The 18,473-nt window shown below is 73.7% G+C and carries 18 protein-coding genes; 7 read left to right on the forward strand and 11 right to left on the reverse strand.

Annotation, left to right across the window (positions count from 1 at the left end; all coding sequences use genetic code 11):
- Positions 1-97 precede the first annotated feature (97 nt).
- Positions 98-1,198 (forward strand): LLM class flavin-dependent oxidoreductase, encoded by a 1,101-nt coding sequence (locus PVK74_RS02670; RefSeq protein WP_043324916.1) that lies wholly within the window; start codon positions 98-100, stop codon positions 1,196-1,198.
- Positions 1,195-1,821: a CE1759 family FMN reductase gene (locus tag PVK74_RS02675; protein WP_210871718.1), complete on the forward strand. Its 627-nt coding sequence runs from the start codon at positions 1,195-1,197 to the stop codon at positions 1,819-1,821. Before PVK74_RS02670 ends, PVK74_RS02675 begins: the two co-directional genes overlap by 4 nt.
- Positions 1,822-2,006: 185 nt before the next feature.
- Here the strand turns inward: PVK74_RS02675 and PVK74_RS02680 are convergent, their stop codons facing one another.
- Both PVK74_RS02680 and PVK74_RS02685 read right to left on the reverse strand, forming a co-directional pair.
- A complete protein-coding gene (locus tag PVK74_RS02680; protein WP_069087693.1) occupies positions 2,007-2,891 on the reverse strand; it encodes a universal stress protein in 885 nt (294 codons plus the stop codon).
- A gap of 71 nt (positions 2,892-2,962) precedes the next feature.
- Positions 2,963-3,871 carry a universal stress protein gene (locus PVK74_RS02685; RefSeq protein WP_043324913.1) on the reverse strand — a complete coding sequence of 303 codons (909 nt, stop codon included), beginning with the start codon at positions 3,869-3,871 and terminating at the stop codon, positions 2,963-2,965.
- A gap of 158 nt (positions 3,872-4,029) precedes the next feature.
- Between PVK74_RS02685 and PVK74_RS02690 the strand changes: the two genes are divergently transcribed.
- Entirely contained in the window at positions 4,030-4,500 is a 471-nt protein-coding gene (locus tag PVK74_RS02690) for a cyclic nucleotide-binding domain-containing protein (protein WP_043324912.1), read from the forward strand.
- A gap of 12 nt (positions 4,501-4,512) precedes the next feature.
- Here PVK74_RS02690 and pflA read toward each other — a convergent pair whose 3' ends face one another.
- From pflA to ppdK, 5 genes are all read right to left on the reverse strand, one after another.
- A complete protein-coding gene (pflA, locus tag PVK74_RS02695) occupies positions 4,513-5,298 on the reverse strand; it encodes a pyruvate formate-lyase-activating protein (RefSeq protein ID WP_051611069.1) in 786 nt (261 codons plus the stop codon).
- Positions 5,295-7,538: a formate C-acetyltransferase gene (pflB, locus tag PVK74_RS02700; RefSeq protein WP_043324911.1), complete on the reverse strand. Its 2,244-nt coding sequence runs from the start codon at positions 7,536-7,538 to the stop codon at positions 5,295-5,297. The genes pflA and pflB overlap by 4 nt, the downstream gene beginning before the upstream one ends.
- A gap of 62 nt (positions 7,539-7,600) precedes the next feature.
- Positions 7,601-8,611 carry an alcohol dehydrogenase AdhP gene (adhP, locus tag PVK74_RS02705; RefSeq protein WP_064448485.1) on the reverse strand — a complete coding sequence of 337 codons (1,011 nt, stop codon included), beginning with the start codon at positions 8,609-8,611 and terminating at the stop codon, positions 7,601-7,603.
- 170 nt (positions 8,612-8,781) lie between these two features.
- Positions 8,782-9,237: a hypothetical protein gene (locus PVK74_RS02710; RefSeq protein WP_274478076.1), complete on the reverse strand. Its 456-nt coding sequence runs from the start codon at positions 9,235-9,237 to the stop codon at positions 8,782-8,784.
- Positions 9,238-9,249: 12 nt separating this feature from the next.
- Complete coding sequence (ppdK, locus tag PVK74_RS02715; RefSeq protein ID WP_274478077.1) at positions 9,250-11,910, reverse strand: pyruvate, phosphate dikinase; 2,661 nt, start codon at positions 11,908-11,910, stop codon at positions 9,250-9,252.
- Between the two features lie 133 nt (positions 11,911-12,043).
- Here ppdK and PVK74_RS02720 point away from each other — a divergent pair, with 133 nt between their 5' ends.
- The 3 genes from PVK74_RS02720 (at position 12,044) to PVK74_RS02730 (ending at position 14,682) form a co-directional block, all read left to right on the forward strand.
- Positions 12,044-12,547 carry a GNAT family N-acetyltransferase gene (locus PVK74_RS02720; RefSeq protein WP_113973125.1) on the forward strand — a complete coding sequence of 168 codons (504 nt, stop codon included), beginning with the start codon at positions 12,044-12,046 and terminating at the stop codon, positions 12,545-12,547.
- A 9-nt stretch (positions 12,548-12,556) separates the two neighbouring features.
- Complete coding sequence (locus PVK74_RS02725; RefSeq protein ID WP_043324908.1) at positions 12,557-13,183, forward strand: hypothetical protein; 627 nt, start codon at positions 12,557-12,559, stop codon at positions 13,181-13,183.
- Positions 13,184-13,326: 143 nt separating this feature from the next.
- The gene (locus tag PVK74_RS02730; protein WP_043324907.1) at positions 13,327-14,682 is read left to right on the forward strand and encodes a hemolysin family protein; all 1,356 of its coding nucleotides are present in this window, start codon (positions 13,327-13,329) and stop codon (positions 14,680-14,682) included.
- Positions 14,683-14,707: 25 nt separating this feature from the next.
- Here PVK74_RS02730 and PVK74_RS02735 read toward each other — a convergent pair whose 3' ends face one another.
- From PVK74_RS02735 to PVK74_RS02750, 4 genes are all read right to left on the reverse strand, one after another.
- Positions 14,708-15,025, reverse strand: a complete 318-nt coding sequence (locus PVK74_RS02735) for a PRC-barrel domain containing protein (protein WP_210887273.1) — start codon at positions 15,023-15,025, stop codon at positions 14,708-14,710.
- Positions 15,012-15,392 (reverse strand): hypothetical protein, encoded by a 381-nt coding sequence (locus PVK74_RS02740; protein ID WP_043324905.1) that lies wholly within the window; start codon positions 15,390-15,392, stop codon positions 15,012-15,014. Before PVK74_RS02740 ends, PVK74_RS02735 begins: the two co-directional genes overlap by 14 nt.
- Positions 15,389-16,615 (reverse strand): NRAMP family divalent metal transporter, encoded by a 1,227-nt coding sequence (locus tag PVK74_RS02745; RefSeq protein ID WP_274478078.1) that lies wholly within the window; start codon positions 16,613-16,615, stop codon positions 15,389-15,391. The genes PVK74_RS02740 and PVK74_RS02745 overlap by 4 nt, the downstream gene beginning before the upstream one ends.
- Before the next feature lie 71 nt (positions 16,616-16,686).
- A complete protein-coding gene (locus tag PVK74_RS02750; RefSeq protein WP_420800512.1) occupies positions 16,687-17,076 on the reverse strand; it encodes a PaaI family thioesterase in 390 nt (129 codons plus the stop codon).
- A gap of 101 nt (positions 17,077-17,177) precedes the next feature.
- On the opposite strand from PVK74_RS02750, the gene tyrS reads away from it, so the two are divergent.
- Positions 17,178-18,461, forward strand: a complete 1,284-nt coding sequence (gene tyrS, locus PVK74_RS02755; protein ID WP_043330331.1) for a tyrosine--tRNA ligase — start codon at positions 17,178-17,180, stop codon at positions 18,459-18,461.
- The last annotated feature ends 12 nt before the right edge of the window (positions 18,462-18,473 follow it).

Raw genomic sequence — 18,473 nt, forward strand, 5'->3', positions numbered from 1 at the left:
GCCGGGGCGGGCGGCCACCGGAATAGTTGACTCGTCAAATATGTTGTGAGGAGCGATCCCGGGCCGACCGGTCCGGACCCCACGCGAGGAGCTGGTCATGCAGTTCGGAGTCTTCACCGTCGGTGACGTCACCCCCGACCCGACAAACGGGCGACTGCCGTCCGAGCGTGAGCGGATCAAGGCCATGACCGCCATCGCGCTCAAGGCCGAGGAGGTCGGCCTGGACGTCTTCGCCACCGGCGAGCACCACAACCCGCCGTTCGTGCCGTCGTCGCCGACCACCATGCTCGGCTGGATCGCCGCGCGCACCGAACGGCTGCTGCTGTCCACCGCGACCACGCTGATCACCACCAACGACCCGGTGAAGATCGCCGAGGACTACGCGATGCTGCAGCACCTCGCCGACGGCCGGGTGGACCTGATGATGGGGCGCGGCAACACCGGGCCCGTCTACCCGTGGTTCGGCCAGGACATCCGCAACGGCATCCCCCTGGCCATCGAGAACTACGACCTGCTGCGCCGGCTCTGGCGCGAGGACGTGGTCGACTGGAAGGGCCGGTTCCGTACGCCGCTGCAGGCGTTCACCTCGACCCCGCGCCCGCTCGACGGCGTGCCGCCGTTCGTCTGGCACGGCTCGATCCGCAGCCCGGAGATCGCCGAACAGGCCGCGTACTACGGCGACGGCTTCTTCGCCAACCACATCTTCTGGCCCAAGGAGCACACCCAGCGGATGGTCGGCCTCTACCGGGAGCGGTTCGCGCACTACGGCCACGGCTCACCCGACCAGGCCATCGTCGGCCTCGGCGGGCAGGTATTCATGCGCCGCAACTCCCAGGACGCGGTACGCGAGTTCCGCCCCTACTTCGACAACGCCCCGGTCTACGGGCACGGCCCGTCGCTGGAGGAGTTCACCCGCGAGACGCCGCTGACGGTGGGCAGCCCGCAGCAGGTCATCGACCGGACGCTGGGCTTCCGCGAGTACGTCGGCGACTACCAGCGGCAGCTCTTCCTGATCGACCACGCCGGCCTGCCGCTGAAGACGGTGCTGGAGCAGCTCGACCTGCTGGGCGAGGAGGTGGTCCCGGTGCTGCGCAAGGAGTTCGACTCGCTGCGTCCCGCGCACGTGCCCGAGGCGCCCACCCACGCCGGCCTGCTGGCCGCCCGCGACGCCGCTCCCGCCGACGGGGAGCAGCGATGACCCGCCGTACCCTGGCGGTCGTCTCGGCCGGGCTCGCCCAGCCGTCGTCCACCCGTCTGCTCGCCGACCAGCTCGCCGCGGCCGCCCGCGACGAGCTGGCCGGCCGCGGCGCGACGGCGGAACTGCGCACCGTGGAGCTGCGCGAGCACGCCCACGACGTGGTGAACCACCTGCTCACCGGCTTCGCGCCGGCCGCGCTGCGGCAGACACTCGACGCCGTGGCGGCCGCCGACGCGCTGATCGCGGTGACGCCGATCTTCAACGCGTCCTACAACGGGCTGTTCAAGTCGTTCTTCGACGTGATCGACCGGGACACGCTCGCGGGCAAGCCGGTGCTCATCGGGGCGACCGGCGGCACCGCCCGGCACTCCCTCGCGCTGGAGCACGCGGTCCGGCCGATGTTCACGTACCTGCGGGCGGCGACACTGCCCACTGCGGTGTTCGCCGCGCCGGAGGACTGGGCCGGTGACGACGGGGACAGCGCGCTGCGGTCCCGGATCCGCCGGGCCGCCGCCGAGCTGGCCGAGCAGGTGGACCGCCGCCCGCCCGCGACCGGCCCGGCCGACCCGTTCGCGCTCACCACCGACTTCGCCGACCTGCTCGCCGGCCGCGACCCGGCCTGACGCCGGGGCGGTGCGGCGCGGGGGCGACCGCTACCGAGCGTTACCGTCCCGGCGAAACCACGCCGGAAACTCGATATGCCTGAGAGGCATATTTATGCCTCTCAGGCATATCGCTCGGAAGACATCTCTCGCGCCGGGCGGCCCGGCGGACAGGGCCGGCGCGGGGCCGCCGCCCGCGAGGCGGCTCAGTCGTCGGCCGGCTCGGGCCGGTGGGCGACGAGCACCGGGCAGTGGGAGTGCTGCACCATTGCCTGGCTGACCGAGCCGAGCAGCAGCCCGACGAAGCCGCCCCGGCCCCGGGAGCCGACCACCACGAGCGCCGCCTCGCCGCTGGCCTCGACGAGCGCGGTCTCCGGCGAGGGGGAGGTGACGGACCGCTCCGTCACCCGCAGGCCCGGATGCGCCGACCGGACCCGCTCCGCGGCCTCGGCCAGCAGTCCCGCCGCCTCGGCCCGCTCGGCGGTGGACGCCTCCGCCGCGACCTCGGGCGCCACCGCGCCGCGTTCCGGCGACCGGACGTGCATCAGCACCAGCTCCGCGTCGCGCCGCTCGGCCTCGTCGGCAGCCAGCTCGATCGCGTACGCGGCCGAGTCGGAGCCGTCCACGCCGACCAGCACCGGCCCGTCCACCGGAATCGGCTGCTCCTCCGGGCGGACGATCAGCACCGGGCAGTGCCCGTGCTGCGCGAGCTGCCCGCTGACCGAGCCGAGCAGCAGGCCGGCGAATCCGCCCACGCCCCGGCTGCCCACCACGACCAGCTCGGCGCGGCGGGACTCCTCGACCATCGTCGCGCCCGGACCGCCGGCCACCTGGCGCACCTGTACCCGCAGGCCCGGGTGCCGCTCGGTCAGGTCGGCGGCGACCGACTCGAGCATCTTCTCCGCCTCCGCGGTGGGCGCCGGCACCCCCAGGTCGTACGGGTTGAGCGGCACGCCGTAGCCGAGCGGGTGCAGGTAGCCGTGCACCAGCACCAGCGGCCGGGAACGTGCCACGGCGGTCGCGGCAGCCAGGTCGGCGGCGGCCAGGCTGGACGGCGATCCGTCCACTCCCACCACGACGGGTCGGTTCATCAGGTCTGTTCCCTCCGGTCGGCTCAGGCCATTGTGGCGGTCCCGGCGGCGCCGGGACCGCCGAACCGGGGTCAGCGTTCCCGGCCCCCGCGGTGCCGGACGACGGCCAGCGGGCTGTGGCAGTGGTGCAGCACGGCGTGGCTGACCGAGCCGAGCAGCAGCGAGCCGAGGCTACCCCGCCCGTGCGCGCCGACCACCGTCAGCTGCGCCCCGACGGACTCCTCGACCAGCACCCGGGCCGGCGTGGCGGCGGCGACCAGCTTCGGCCGCACCGTGACCTCCGGGTAGCGCTCGGTCCAGCCGGCGACCGCCTCGGCCAGCACCCGCTGCTCGTCGGCGCGCAACTGCTCCGGCTCGTACGCCAGCGGCAGGACGTCGCCGAACGCCTCGCGGTAGCTCACCGGCTGCGGGTACAGCCAGGTGTGCACCACCACCAGCTCGGCGTCGCGCGCCGCGGCCTCGGCGAACGCGAACCCGACCGCCTCGTCGGACAGCGCGGAGCCGTCCACGCCGACCACCACCGGGCCGTCGGCGCGGGCCTCGCCCCGGGCGACGAGCACCGGGCAGTCCGCGCGGGCGGAGAGCTGCACCGCCGCCGAGCCGACCAGGAGTTCGGCGAAGCCGCCCAGGCCACGGTGGCCCAGCACGAGCAGCGCGGCGTCGCGGCTCTCCCGCAGCAGCACCGCGACCGGCCCGCCGTCGACCACCGCGCCGGTCACCGCCAGCTCCGCGTCGACCTTGCGGGCCTCGTCCACCGCCTCCTCGACCAGCTTCTCGGCCTCCTGGCGCAGCTCGATGTCGGGCAGCACCGGGGCGACCATGCCCAGCGGCGTGCCGACCAGCGGCCACAGGAAGGCGTTCACCACCCGCAGCGGCCGGTGCCGCAGCACCGCCTCTCGTGCGGCCAGCCGTACCGCGTCCAGCGCGGACGGGGAGCCGTCCACGCCCACCACGACGGGGGCACCGGTCCTGTCGGTCATGACGTCCTCCTTCGGTTCCCCCTCAGCCTGCGCCGACGGCTCCCACCTGGGCAGAGTCGATCCGCCCGGCACGGCCGGGACCATCGGCCCCTACCGGCCGGGCCGTTCGCGAGGTGGAATGGGACCCAGTGCTCCCTCCTGTCGATCCTGGAGGCGCGATGACCCCGCTGGAAATGCTCCGCGTCCACCCCTTCCTGGCCGGGCTGCCCGACGAGTGGCTGCCCCGGCTCACCGGGTACGCCCGCCCGGTGGTCTGGCACCCCGGGCACCGGCTGTTCCGCGCCGGCGCGCCGGCCGACCGGTTCTGGCTCGTCCGCGGCGGCCAGGTGGCACTCGACTTCCCGGTGCCGGGCCGCGGCGACGTGGGCATCGAGACGATCGGGCCGGGCGGCGTGCTCGGCTGGTCCTGGCTGTTCCCGCCGTACCGCTGGCAGTTCGGCGCGGTCGCCACCCAGCGCAGCACCGCCGTCGAACTCGACGCCGACGGGGTACGCCGGCTGATGGAGTCCGACGACACGCTCGGCCGCCAGCTCACCAGCCGGTTCATGAGCGTGGTGGTGGACCGCCTCCAGGCGTCCCGGGTCCGGCTGCTGGACCTCTACGGCTACCCGACGGCCGCAGCCAGCTGAACCGGCGCGCGGTCAGGTGACGGTGAGACCCCGGGCGGCGAACTGACCGCGTACCCGGGTCAGCAGGTCGGCGTCAGGCGGCTCGGTGTCCGCCAGCGGGAACGTCAGCCCCAGCTCGGCGTACTTGTGCGCACCGAGCCGGTGGAACGGCAGCACCTCCACGCGCTGCAGCGTGGCCAGCCCGGCCGCGATGTCGGCCACCCGCTCCACCTCGTCGACCGCGTCGGTCAGGCCGGGCACCAGCACGTACCGGATCCACATCGGCGTACCCCGGTCGGCCAGCCGTTGCGCGAACCGCAACGTCGGCGCGAGCCGGCCGGTGCCGGTGACCCGGCGGTACGTCTGCGGGTTGCCCGCCTTCACGTCGAGCAGCACCAGGTCGGTGGCGTCCAGAAGCGTGTCGTCGGCGCGGACGCCGAGGAAGCCGGAGGTGTCCAGCGCGGTGTGCAGGCCCAGGTCGACGTGACAGCGCCGCAGCAGCTCCCGGGTGAACGCCGGTTGCAGCAGCGGCTCCCCGCCGCTCACCGTGACGCCGCCCCCGGCCACCTGGATGAACCGGCGGTACCGGCCGGCGAGCGCGACCATCTCGTCCACGCTGCGGCGGCGGCCGCTGCGGCCGTACCAGGTGTCCGGGCTGTGGCAGTAGCGGCAGCGCAGCGGGCAACCGGCCAGGAAGACCACGAACCGGGTGCCCGGGCCGTCCACCCCGACCGAGGTGTCCCAGGAGTGCACAGCGCCGGTGACGCACCCCGGCGCCGCCGCAGTCACCTGCGGCGGCGCGGGCGGGCGGCCGTTCACAGCGACCCGTGGAAGGTCCGCGACACCACGTCGCGCTGCTGCTCCGGCGTGAGCCGCACGAAGTTCACCGCGTACCCGGAGACCCGGACGGTGAGCTGCGGGTACCGCTCCGGGTGCGCCATCGCGTCCAGCAGCGTGGCCCGGTCCAGCACGTTGACGTTGAGGTGGAACCCGCCGGCGTCGGCGTAGCCGTCGAGCACCCCGGCCAGGTTCGCGATCCGCTCGTCGCGGGTGTGGCCCAGGCCGTCCGGCGTGACGGTGCCGGTCAGCGAGATGCCGTCGCGGGCCGCGTCGTACGGCAGCTTCGCCACCGACAGCGCGGACGCGACCAGGCCGTGCGTGTCCCGCCCGTTCATCGGGTTCGCCCCCGGCGCGAACGGCTCACCGGCGCGCCGCCCGTCCGGCGTGTTGCCGGTGTGCTTGCCGTACACCACGTTCGAGGTGATGGTGAGCACCGACATGGTCAGCTCCGCGTCGCGGTACGTACGCTGCCGGCGCAGCTTCTCCGCGAACGTCTCGACCAGCCACACCGCGATCTCGTCGGCCCGGTCGTCGTCGTTGCCGTACGTCGGGAACTCGCCCTCGACCGCGTAGTCGACCGCCAGCCCGGACTCGTCACGCAGCACCTTGACCCGGCCGTACCGGATGGCCGACAGGCTGTCTACGGCGACCGACAGGCCGGCGATTCCGGTGGCCATGAACCGGCGCACCGGGTGGTCGTGCAGCGCCATCTCCAGCCGCTCGTAGGCGTACCTGTCGTGCTGGTGGTGGATCACGTTCAGCGCGTCCACGTACGTCTGCGCCAGCCAGTCCAGCGTGCGGTCGTACGCGGCCAGCACCTCGTCGTAGTCGAGCGTCTCGCCGCCGACCGGCGCGGCCGGCGGGGCGACCTGCGCCCCGGACAGCTCGTCGCGGCCGCCGTTGATCGCGTACAGCAGCGCCTTCGCCAGGTTCGCCCGGGCGCCGAAGAACTGCATGTCCCGGCCGACCCGCATGGCCGACACGCAGCAGGCGATCGCGGTGTCGTCGTCGTACGCCGGGCGGATCAGCTCGTCGTTCTCGTACTGGATGGCGCTGGTGTCCAGCGACACCTGGGCGCAGAACCGCTTGAACCCCTCGGGCAGCCGCGGCGACCAGAGCACCGTCAGGTTCGGCTCCGGCGCCGGACCGAGGTTGTACAGCGTCTGCAGGTAGCGGAACGTGGTGCGGGTGACCAGCGGGCGGCCGTCCGCGCCCATCCCGCCGAGCGACTCGGTGACCCAGGTGGGGTCGCCGGAGAAGAGCTGGTCGTACTCGGGGGTGCGCAGGAAGCGGATGATCCGCAGCTTGATCACGAAGTCGTCGATCAGCTCCTGCGCGCCACTCTCGTCCAGCCGCCCCTCGGCGATGTCCCGCCGCAGGTAGGCGTCGAGGAACCCGGCGGTGCGGCCGAGCGACATGGCGGCGCCGTTCTGCTCCTTCGTGGCGGCCAGGTAGGCGAAGTAGAGCCACTGGATCGCCTGCGCGCCGGTGACGGCCGGGCGGGAGATGTCGAAGCCGTACGAGGCGGCCATCTCCTTCAGCTCGCCGAGCGCGCGGAGCTGCTCGGCCAGTTCCTCCCGGTCGCGGATCACGTCGTCGGTGCTGCGCCGGTCGTCCAGCGCCGCCTTGAGCGCGCGGCGTTCCTCGATCAGCCGGTCCACGCCGTACAGCGCCACCCGGCGGTAGTCGCCGATGATCCGCCCGCGTCCGTACGCGTCGGGCAGGCCGGTGATGATGTGCGAGCGCCGGGCCGCGAGCACGGTCTCCGGGTACGCGTCGAACACCGCGTCGTTGTGCGTGCGGCGGTACCGGGTGAAGATCTCGTGCACGCGCGGGTCCGGCTCACGCCCGTACGCGCGCAGCGCCGTCTCCACCATCCGCAGCCCGCCGGCCGGCATGATCGCCCGCCGCAGCGGCGCGTCGGTCTGCAACCCGACGATCAGCTCCCGCTCCCGGTCGATGTACCCGGGCGCGTGCGAGGTGATCGTCGACGGGGTGGCCGCGTCGACGTCGTACACGCCGCGGCGCCGCTCCTCCGGGAACATTTCCCGCAGCCGGTCCCACACCGCGAGCGTGCGCGGCGTCGGCCCGGTCAGGAACGAGGCGTCCCCGGTGTACGGCTCGTGGTTGTGGCGGACGAAGTCGGCCACGTCGACTGTCTCCTGCCACGCGCCGGCGTGGAATCCGCGCCAGGGGGCCAGGGGTTCGGTGGCGGTCATGTCGGTCCCTCTCCGGGCGTCGGCGGCCCGGTCCCCGCGGGTGCGGGGACCGGGGGCGGGGGTCAGGGCTGGAGCACGAGCCGGGCGGCGACCCGGCCGGCGAGGACGTCGTCCACCGCGTCGTTGATGTCGTCCAGCTTGCGGGTCTCGTAGACGACCCGGGTGCGGCCGGCGGCGTGCAGCGCGAAGACCTCGGCCAGGTCGGCGCGGGTGCCGACGATCGAGCCGAGCACCGTGATGCCCTTGAGCACCGTCTCGAAGACGGGCAGGGTGATCGCGTTGTCGGCGGGCAGCGACACCAGCACCAGCCGGCCGCCGCGGCGCAGCGAGCGGTGGGCCTGCTCGATCACCCGGGGGCTGGCGGCCAGCACGATCGCCACGTCCACGCCGCCCAGCGCGGTGATCCGCTCGACCGGGTCGGTGGTGGCGGCGTCGACAGTGTGCGCGGCGCCCAGCGACGTGGCCAGCTCCAGCTTCTCGGCGGTCACGTCCACCGCGACCGTCTCGGCGCCGAAGATCTGCGCGTACTGCTGGGCGAGGTGACCGAGGCCGCCGATGCCGAAGATCGCGACCCGCTCGCCCGGCCGTACCCCGGCGACCTTGACGGCCTTGTACGTGGTGACGCCCGCGCAGGTCAGCGGCGCGGCCTCGAACGGGTCCACGCCGTCGGGCACGCGGACCGCGTAGCGGGCCGAGGCCACCGCGTACTCGGCGTGCGCGCCGTCGATGCTGTAACCGGTGTTGCGCTGCGACTCGCACAGCGTCTCCCAGCCGGTCACGCAGTACGCGCAGGTGCCGCAGGCCCAGCCGAGCCAGGGCAGCGCGACCCGGTCGCCGACGGCGTGCTCGGTGACGCCGGGGCCGACCTGCTCGACCAGGCCGACGCCCTCGTGACCGGGTACGAACGGCGGGGTGGGCTTCACCGGCCACTCGCCGCGGGCGGCGTGGATGTCGGTGTGGCAGAGTCCGCTGGCTTCGACGCGGACCAGGATCTCGCCCGGGCCGACCTCCGGCACGGGACGCTCGGTGATCTCCATCGGACGGTCGAACGCGGTGACGACACTGGCGCGCATCGGGGGCCTCCCTCGCTCTCGTTCTCACCCTCAGCGTCGTCGGTCCGGGCGCCGCCGGGCAGGGGCGCAGGACCGCCGTGACCCGGGACCAACGGCCCCTCCGCCGAGAGCCGACGGGAGAACGGCGGTACGGCCGCCGGTGACGTACCGGCGGCCGTACCCCTGGGTGGTCAGCTGTCGACGACGAGGCGGCGGGCCCGCAGCACGCGCGCCCACCATGGCCGGTCGTCCGGGCGCAGCCGGGGCGCCGGCAGGCCGCGCAGGCTGACCCAGCCGCCCGGCCCCATGGTGACGGTGCCGACCGACGGCGGACGGCGCCGCGACCACACCGCCACGGCGGCGGTGAGCGCGGCCACCGCGAACGCGCCGGTGGCCGCGGCGACGAGCTGGTCCGGTTCGACCACGCGCCGGTAGCGGACCCGGCCACCGGCCGCGACGAACACGCCGACCGGACGGCCGTCGCGGTGCACCGGCACCAGCGCGGCGTCCCCGGGCAGCTCCAGCACCGGGCCGACCGGCCCGGCCGTGGTGGGGGTGGGCGTCGCGGGCGGAGGCGCGGCCTGCGGTGGCGCCGGGCGGGGGACCGGCGCGACCGCCGGACCGGTCGGGTTGAAGATGGCGGTCATGGTGCTGCCCTCCTAGCGGGAGTCGGACTTCTCGGTACGGGCCTCGACGGCGGCCCGGCCGGCGGCCAGCCGCGCCACCGGCACCCGGTACGGCGAGCAGGAGACGTAGTCGAGCCCGGCCGCGGCGAAGAACCCGATCGATTCCGGGTCGCCGCCGTGCTCGCCGCACACCCCGACGGTCAGGCCCGGCCGGGCCGCCCGCCCCTCGGCGACGGCGAGGCGGACCAGCCGGCCCACGCCGGTGGCGTCGATGCTCTCGAACGGCGACACCGGGAAGATCCCCCGTTCCAGGTACGTGGAGAAGAACGCCCCCTCCACGTCGTCCCGGGAGAACGCCCAGGTCATCTGCGTCAGGTCGTTGGTGCCGAAGGAGAAGAAGCGCGCCTCGGCGGCGATGTCCCCGGCGGTCAGCGCCGCCCGGGGCGTCTCGATCATGGTGCCGATCGGGATCTCCGGCGCGTCCGGCACCCCGGCCAGCACCCGCCGCGCCTCGTCCGCCACCGCGGCGAGTTCCCGCACGTCACCGACCAGCGGCACCATGATCTCCGGGCGCGGGTCACCGCCGGCCCGGACCCGCTGCGCGGCCGCCTCGGCCAGCGCCCGCACCTGCATCGCGAACAGACCCGGCACCACCAGCCCGAGCCGCACGCCGCGCAGCCCCAGCATCGGGTTCGTCTCGTGCATCCGCCGTACCGCCGCCAGCAGCACGCCGTCGTGGCCCGGTTCCTCGCCACGCGCCTGCGCGCCCGCCACCCGGGCGGTCAGCTCGGCCAGCGGAGGCAGGAACTCGTGCAGCGGCGGGTCGAGCAGCCGCACCGTGACCGGAAGCCCGTCCATCGCGGTGAGCAGCCCGACGAAGTCGGCCCGCTGCAACGGCAGCAGCGCGTCCAGCGCCGCGCCGACCTCGGCCGGACCGTCGGCCAGGATCAGCCGCTCGACCAGTTCCCGGCGCTCGCCGAGGAACATGTGCTCGGTGCGGCACAGACCGATCCCTTCGGCGCCCAGCTCACGGGCCCGGCGCGCGTCGTCCGGGGTGTCGGCGTTGGCGTGGACGCCGAGCGTGCGTACCGCGTCGGCGTGCCCGAGCAGCCGGTGCACGGCGGCGACCAGCGGGTCGGCCTCCGGGCGCAGCTCACCGGTCAGGTACCGGGCCACCGGGGACGGCTGCACCGGCACCTCGCCGCGCCAGATCCGCCCGCTGGTGCCGTCGATCGAGATCACCTCGCCGGCGCGCACCACCTGCTCGCCCACCGTGAACTCGCCGCGCTCCACGTCGATGGTCAGCGCCTCGGCCCCGCAGACGCAGGTCCGGCCCATGCCGCGGGCCACCACGGCGGCGTGCGACGTCTTCCCACCGCGCGAGGTGAGCACCCCGACCGCGGCGATCATGCCGGGCAGGTCGTCCGGGTTGGTCTCCGGCCGGACCAGGATCACCGGCCCGGTGGACGCCGCCGCGGCGGCCGAGTCGAAGACCACCCGCCCGACCGCGGCGCCGGGGGAGGCGCCGACGCCGACGGCGAGCGGCTCGGGCGCGCCGGCGACGTCGAAGGCCGGGAACATCAGCTGGGCGAGCTGCGCGCCGGTGACCCGGGTGAGCGCCTCGTCGGCCGTGATCAGCCCTTCCTCGGCCAGCTGCGCGGCGATCACGAACGCCGCCGCCGCGGTGCGCTTGCCGACCCGGGTCTGGAGCATCCACAGCTTCCCGCGTTCGATGGTGAACTCGACGTCGCACAGGTCGCGGTAGTGCCGCTCCAGCGTCGCCATGATCTCCCGCAGCCGGTGGAAGCTCACCGGGTCGAGGTTCGCCAGCTCGGTCAGCGGCACCGTGTTGCGGATGCCCGCCACCACGTCCTCGCCCTGCGCGTCGCTCAGGTAGTCGCCGTACACGCCGGGTGCGCCGGTGGCCGGGTCGCGGGTGAACGCCACCCCGGTGCCGGAGTCCGGGCCGAGGTTGCCGAACACCATCGCCATCACGTTGACGGCGGTGCCCAGGTCGTCCGGGATGCGCTCCTGCCGCCGGTAGATCCGGGCCCGCTCCGAGTGCCAGGACTCGAACACCGCGCGCACGGCCAGGAACAGCTGCTCGTGCGGGGCCTGCGGGAAGTCGTGCCCGACGTGCCGGGCGAAGATCTTCTTGTACGTGTCGACCAGGTCGCGTAGCTGCCCGGCGCCCGGCCCGCCCGGCCCGGCGGTGGCCCGCAGCGCGGCCAGCTCGTGCTCGAATTCGTCGCCCGGAATGCCGTGCACGGTGCGGCCGAACATCTGGATCAGCCGCCGGTACGAGTCCCACGCGAACCGCTCGTCGCCGGTGCGGGCGGCCAGCCCCGCCACCGTGGTGTCGTTGAGCCCGATGTCGAGGATCGTCTCCATCATCCCCGGCATCGAGTACCGCCCGCCGGAGCGCACCGCCAGCAGCAGCGGGTCACGCGGGTCACCCAGCCACCGGTCCAGCCGCGCCTCCACCTCCCGCAGGTGCGCGTTTATCTCCTCGTACAGCCCGGCCGGCGGCGCCCCGGTGGCCAGGTACGCCCGGCACGCGTCGGTGGTGACGGTGAACCCGGGCGGCACCGGCAACCCGAGCCGGGTCATCTCGGCGAGGTTGGCGCCCTTGCCGCCGAGCAGGTCGGCCTGGCTGCGGTCACCCTCGATGAAGTCGTAGACGTACTTCGACATGGTCCGGCCTCCTCGACTGCGTCGTTGCACCTCCTTGGTAACCGGGCCGGCCGGCCGTGCGGCAGGGCCGGACGGGACACACACCGGGCCGGAGGTCCCGACCGTGTCGGAGGGGGCCCGTATCGTTCCGGCCGTGACGAACGAGGTGCTGCTCCGCCCGGTGCGCGACGACGACCTGCCCGCCTTCTTCGCCCACGAGCAGGATCCGCAGGCGAACTGGATGGCCGCGTTCGGCCCGAAGGATCCGTCCGACCGGGCCGCGTTCGAGGCGCACTGGGCGCGCATCCGCGCCGACGCGCGCATCGTGAACCGCGCGGTCACCGTCGACGGCCGGCTGGTCGGGCGGGTGGCGGCGTTCCCGGTCGGCGAGCAGACCGAGGTCAGCTACTGGATCGACGCGGCGTACTGGGGGCGCGGCCACGCCACCGCGGCGCTGCGCGCGCTGCTGCGCGAGGTGCCGCACCGGCCGCTGCACGCCCGCGCCGCGAAGGACAACGCCGCCTCGCTCGCGGTGCTGCGCAAGTGCGGCTTCGTCGTGGTCGGCGAGGACTCCGGGTACGCCCCGGCGCGCGGCGCCGAGGTCGAGGAGTACGTGCTGGAGCTGCCCGCCGAGGGGCCTGACCAGGCAGACCGCTAGTCTCCCCGGGTGAACTGGCTGGAACTCGTCGGCTGGGCCGGCTCCGCGCTGCTGGTCTGGTCCCTGCTGCAGACCCGGATCCTGCGGCTGCGCGCGCTCAACCTGGTCGGATGCCTCATCCTGATCGGCTACAACACCGCAGTGCAGGTGTGGCCGATGGTGGGGCTGAACGTGGTGCTCGCCGTGATCAACGTCTGGTACCTGCGCAAGCTGCTGGCCACCCGGCACGACGAGCAGACCTACCAGGTGGTCGAGGTGGGCACCGGCGACGCCTTCCTGGCGCACACGCTGCGGGTGCACGCCGCCGACATCGCCCGCTTCAACCCGGGCTTCCGCTGGGACGCCGACGCCGACGACCGCTCGGCGTTCCTGGTGGTACGCGCCGACGAGGTGGTCGGCGTGATGCTCTCGCACGCCGAACCGGGCGGCGTGGCCCAGATCGACCTGGACTACGTGACCCCGCCGTTCCGGGACTTCACCCCGGGCGAGTTCGTCTACCGGCGCAGCCGGCTGTTCACCGACCGGGGCTTCCGCCGCGTGGTCAGCCCGCCCGGCATGGTCGCCCCCTACTACCACCGGCTCGGATTCCGGCCCGAGGGCGGCGCGTACGTGCTCGACCTGCCCGTACCGGCCTGAACCCGGCCCCGGCGGGTGACACCGGCGCCGGTCATGATTCAGCGGCGGGCCCGCGGGGCACAGAGGGGCCACGCCGACCGGATCTGCCGGCCGGTGGGTCGGCCGTCGGCCGGCCCGGATCGGGTCGAGGGAGATAACCGGTCGTGCAGAGCTACTGGAGCCAGCTGGCCCTGGTCGGTGTGCTGGTGATCCTCAACGCGGCGTTCGCCGGCAGCGAGATGGCCCTGGTGTCCCTGCGGGACAGCCAGGTGCAGCGGCTGGAGCGCAGCGGCCGGGGCGGACGGACACTGGCCCGCCTGGCGAAGGATCCGAACCGGTTCCTGGCCACGATCCAGATCGGCATCACGCTCGCCGGGTTCCTCGCGTCCGCCGCCGCCGCGGTCTCGCTGGCCCGGCCGCTGGTGCCGCTGCTCAGCGTGTTCGGCAACGCCGCCGAGACCGTCGCCATCGTCGCGGTGACGCTGGTGCTCACGTTCGTCACGCTGGTCTTCGGCGAGCTGGCCCCGAAGCGGATCGCGATGCAGTCGGCCGAGCGGTGGGCGCTGCTGGTGGCCCGCCCGCTGGACCTGCTCTCCAGCATCACCCGGCCCGCCGTCTGGCTGCTGGGCGCCACCACCGACCTGGTGGTACGCCTGTTCGGCCTGGACCCGAAGGCCGAGCCGGACGAGATCGGCCCGGACGAGCTGCGCGACATCGTGGCCGGCAACCACGGCTTCACCAAGGAACAGCGCACGATCATCGCCGGTGCGGTGGAGATCGCGGACCGGCAGTTGCGGGCTGTGCTCGTACCCCGGTTGCAGGTCTTCACGCTCGACAGCGGCACCACCGCCGAGGCCGCGCGGCTGGTCCTGGCGGCGACCGGCCACTCCCGGGCGCCGGTGGTCCGCCACGGCGGCCTGGACGACGCGGTCGGCGTCATCCACCTGCGTGACCTGGTCGGCGTCTCCGACGACCGGCCGGTCGACGAGATCGCCCGCCCGCCCATGCTGCTGCCCGACTCGCTGCCGGTGGTCGACGCGCTGCGTCAGTTCAAGGCCGAACGCCAGCACATCGCGCTCGTGGTCGACGAGCGCGGCGCGGTCGACGGGATCGTCACGCTGGAGGACATCCTCGAGGAGATCGTCGGCGAGATCTACGACGAGACCGACCGCGACCTGCGTTCCGTGCGCACCGAGCCGGACGGCACGCTGGTGCTGCCCGGCACGTTCCCGGTGCACGACCTGACCGACCTGGGCGTGGAGCTGCCGAACCGGCCGGCGGGCGACTACACCACCGTCGCCGGGCTGGTGCTGATCTGCCTCGGGCACATCCCGACGGTGGCGGGGGAGCAGGTGACGGTGGACGGCTGGGAGCTGGCGGTGGCCGACGTCGACCAGCGGGCCATCACCGAGGTGCGGGTCCGCCGGCGCGGCCGCGGCGACGACTCCCCGGACGACGACGCCGCGGACGACGCCGGCGAGCCGGCCGACGCCCCGGAACTCGACGAGGCGCGCCGCTGACGGACGGCGTCCGGCAACTCGGCCCTCAGCGGCGTCCGGCCGGCGGGCCGAACGGGAAGCCGGGCACCGGCGGAAGCAGCTGCACCGCGTCGGCGGGCACCTGACGGGTGCTGCGCCCGACCAGCCGGGCCACCATCCGCAGCAGCCACGGCCCGGACGGGTGCAGCTCCGGGCCGATCAGGCGGCTGATCACCCGGGTCCACCAGTGCCCGGCGACGATCACGTCGGTGATCCGCAGCCGGTCCGGCGGCCACCCGCCGCGCACCACCACGTCCACCACCCGGCCCAGCCGCCGCCCGTGCAGGTCGTAGGCGGTACGGCCGAGCAGCTCACCCGCTCGCACGGCCGGACCCGGGAATGTGCTCGATCAGGTGCCGGCGCAGCCACGCCTCCACCGGCGACGGCGGCAGGTCCGCCGCCCGGCAGCGCAGCCGCACCGCGCTGTCCACGTGGGCGACCTGCGACAGCGGTACGCGCAACGGCGGCACCGGCGGGTCGTCGGTGAACCGGTCCGCCACCGCCACGAGCAGCCGACCGACCCGCCCGCCGATCCGCTCCCCGAGCGCCCCCTGCCCGGTGAGCAGGCTGTCCACGTACGGGAAGCCCTCGTCGTCGACTGCGAACGCGATGTCGTCGACCCGCCCGACCAGCCGCCCGTCCACGTCGACGATCTGCCGGTCGAGCAGCCGCTTGGCCAGCTGAACCCTCATGGACCCATCCCCGTCATGATCGCCAGTGGGATCGCGGCCACCGACGCCGCGACGATGAGCAGCAGGAACACCGCGCCGAGCAGGTTCATCCAGCGCCCGTTGACCCGGTCGCCGAGGTACCCCCTGTCGTTCGCGACCACCAGGATCGGCAGGTACGTCAGCGGCAGCACCACAGCGCTCAGCACCAGCATGTACTCGGTCAGCCGCACCGGGTCCACGGTCGTCATCAGCATCACCACGCCGAGCAGCAGACCGACCAGCAGGACGCTGTGGAACCGGGCCGCCTCCCGGGGGCGGACACGCTTGCCCCACTGCCACCCGAAGTACTGCGCCGCCGCGTACGCCGCCGACAGGCCCGTCTCCAGCGCCGCGCCGAACGTCACCGCGAAGAACGCCAGCACGGCGGTGGCCAGGCCGGCGCCACCGAGCGCCGTGGCCACCGGCCGCGCCACCTCGTCGAGCGTACTGAGCGACACCCCGGACGGGTGGTAGGCCACCGTCGCCACGGCGACCAGCGAAAACGCCAGGAACCCGCCCACCGGAAAGCCGATCAGCACGTTCGACCGGGCCCGCGCCAGGTCCGCCGCGCTCCAGCGCTCCTCGACGCCGCCGGAGGAGAAGAAGAACACCTCGTACGGGCTCACCGTCGAGGCGAACAGCGCCACCGCCACGAACCAGTACAGCGGCCAGCCGTGCCCGGCCGCGCTGATCTGCCACGCGCCCTGCCCGAGTTCCGGCCAGTCGGTCGGCAGCGCCACCAGCGCGACCGCGAACACCAGCAGCGCCAGCCCGGCGAGGCCGAAGATCCGCTCCATCAGCTCGAAGCGCAGCCGCCACAGCACCAGCCAGACGGCCAGCGCGGCGAGCGGCACCCAGAACAGGTGACTCACCCGGGTGGCCAGTTGCAGCGCCAGCGCCACCCCGCCCAGCTCCGCGGCGAGCGTGACCACAGTGACCAGCCACGACGCGACCAGGTTGAGCAGCGCCACCCGCGGCCCGAGCCGCTCCCGGACCAGGTCGAAGACCGCCCGCCCGCTCACCGCCGCGATCCGGCCGGCCATCTCCGCGTACGCGCAGATGCCGACCACGCCAGCCAGCAGCACCCAGGTGTGGGCCATGCCGAACAGCGCGCCGGCCTGACTGGCCGCCACCAGGTCACCGATGTCGACGAAGCCGCCGACGGCCGACAGCACGCCGAGCGTGGCGGCGAACAGCTTCCTCACGTCGGTTCGGGAGCGGACGATCTCACCGAGGCGACGATATCGGCGTCAGTGCCCGGTTTCGGGCGAATGCGTCAGGAGGCGGTCAGGTTTTGCAGGCGCACCTGGCCGCGGGCCACCAGCCGGCCGTCCGCGTCGGTGATCTCCACGAGCCAGAGCTGCTGGCTGCGGCCCCGGTGCACGGGCGTGCCGACGGCGGTCAGCTCGCCGTCGCGCACCGCGCGCAGGAAGTCGGTCTGGTTCGACACCCCGACCACGTTGCCCTTGTCGCCCAGCCAGAGCGCGCCGCCGATGCTGGCCGCCGTCTCGACCACCGAGCAGTAGACGCCACCGTGCTGGATCCCGTACGGCTGGTGCAGCTCCGGGCGCACCTTCCACCGGATCATCACCCGGTCCCCGCTGACCTCGTCGAACGTCAGGCCCAGCAGGGCCACGAAGCCACCGGTCAGGTTCGGCATGTCCACCGCGGTTCCTCCTCGCGTTCGACGGCGCCGCCAGCCTAGTCGGCCGCACCTCGGCAAACCCGGTACGGCCCGGGTCCGGTAATGGGGGAGAATCGGTGACCGTGACCGACAGCAACCTCCCGCAGGGGCGGGACTCCCTGACCGACGACCTGCTGTGGCGGGGCCTGATCCAGGACTCGACCGGCCTCGATGAGCTGCGCGACCTGCTCGGAGCCGGGCAGGCCACGTTCTATGTGGGCTTCGACCCGACCGCCCCGAGCCTGCACGTCGGCCACCTCATGCAGGTCCTCACCGCGCGCCGGCTCCAGCTCGCTGGGCACCGGCCGCTGCTGCTGGTCGGCGGCGCCACCGGCCAGATCGGTGACCCGAAGGAGAGCGCCGAGCGGACGCTCAACTCGCCCGAGGTGGTGGCCGGCTGGGTGGAGCGCATCCGCGAGCAACTCTCGCCGTTCGTCACGTACACCGGGGAGAACGCGGCGCAACTGGTCAACAACCTGGACTGGACCGGCGAGATGTCGGTGGTGGAGTTCCTCCGCGACGTCGGCAAGCACTTCCCGGTGAACAAGATGCTCGCCCGTGAGGTGGTCAGGGCGCGCCTGGAGACGGGCATCAGCTTCACCGAGTTCAGCTACCAGCTGCTGCAGGCCAACGACTTCTTCGAGCTGCACCGCCGGCACGGCTGCCAGCTCCAGTACGGCGGCTCCGACCAGTGGGGCAACATCACCGCAGGGGTGGACTACGTTCGCCGGCGCGGCGCCGGGCCGGTGCAGGCGTTCACCACCCCGCTGGTGACGAAGTCCGACGGCACCAAGTTCGGCAAGAGCGAGTCCGGCGCGATCTGGCTCGACCCGCAGATGACCAGCCCGTACGCGTTCTACCAGTTCTGGGTCAACGCCGACGACCGGGACGTCAGCCGCTACCTGCGGTACTTCAGCTTCCGCTCCCGTGAGGAGCTGGAGGAGCTGGAGAAGGCGACCGCGGAACGCCCGCAGGCGCGCCTGGCCCAGCGGGCGCTCGCCGAGGAGCTGACCACGCTGGTGCACGGCGAGCGGGAGACGGCCCAGGCGGTCGCGGCGAGCCAGGCGCTGTTCGGGCGGGGCTCGCTCGACGAGCTGGCCCCGGAGACGCTGCGCGCCGCGCTGACCGAGGCCGGCCTGGTGCGCCTCGACGAGCTGCCGGACGTCGCCGGCCTGCTCAAGGAGTCGGGCCTGGTGCCGAGCATGAAGGAGGCCCGCCGGGTGATCGCCGAGGGTGGCGCGTACGTGAACAACACCCGGATCTCCGAGGTGGACGCCACCGTGTCGGCGGACGACCTGCTGCACGGCCGGTACCTCGTGCTGCGCCGGGGCAAGCGCTCGTTCGCCGGTGTCGAGCTGCGCGGATAGTCCGTTGTCGAC

It is taken from the genome of Micromonospora chalcea (assembly GCF_028768405.1).
Classification (GTDB): Bacteria; Actinomycetota; Actinomycetes; order Mycobacteriales; family Micromonosporaceae; genus Micromonospora; species Micromonospora chalcea.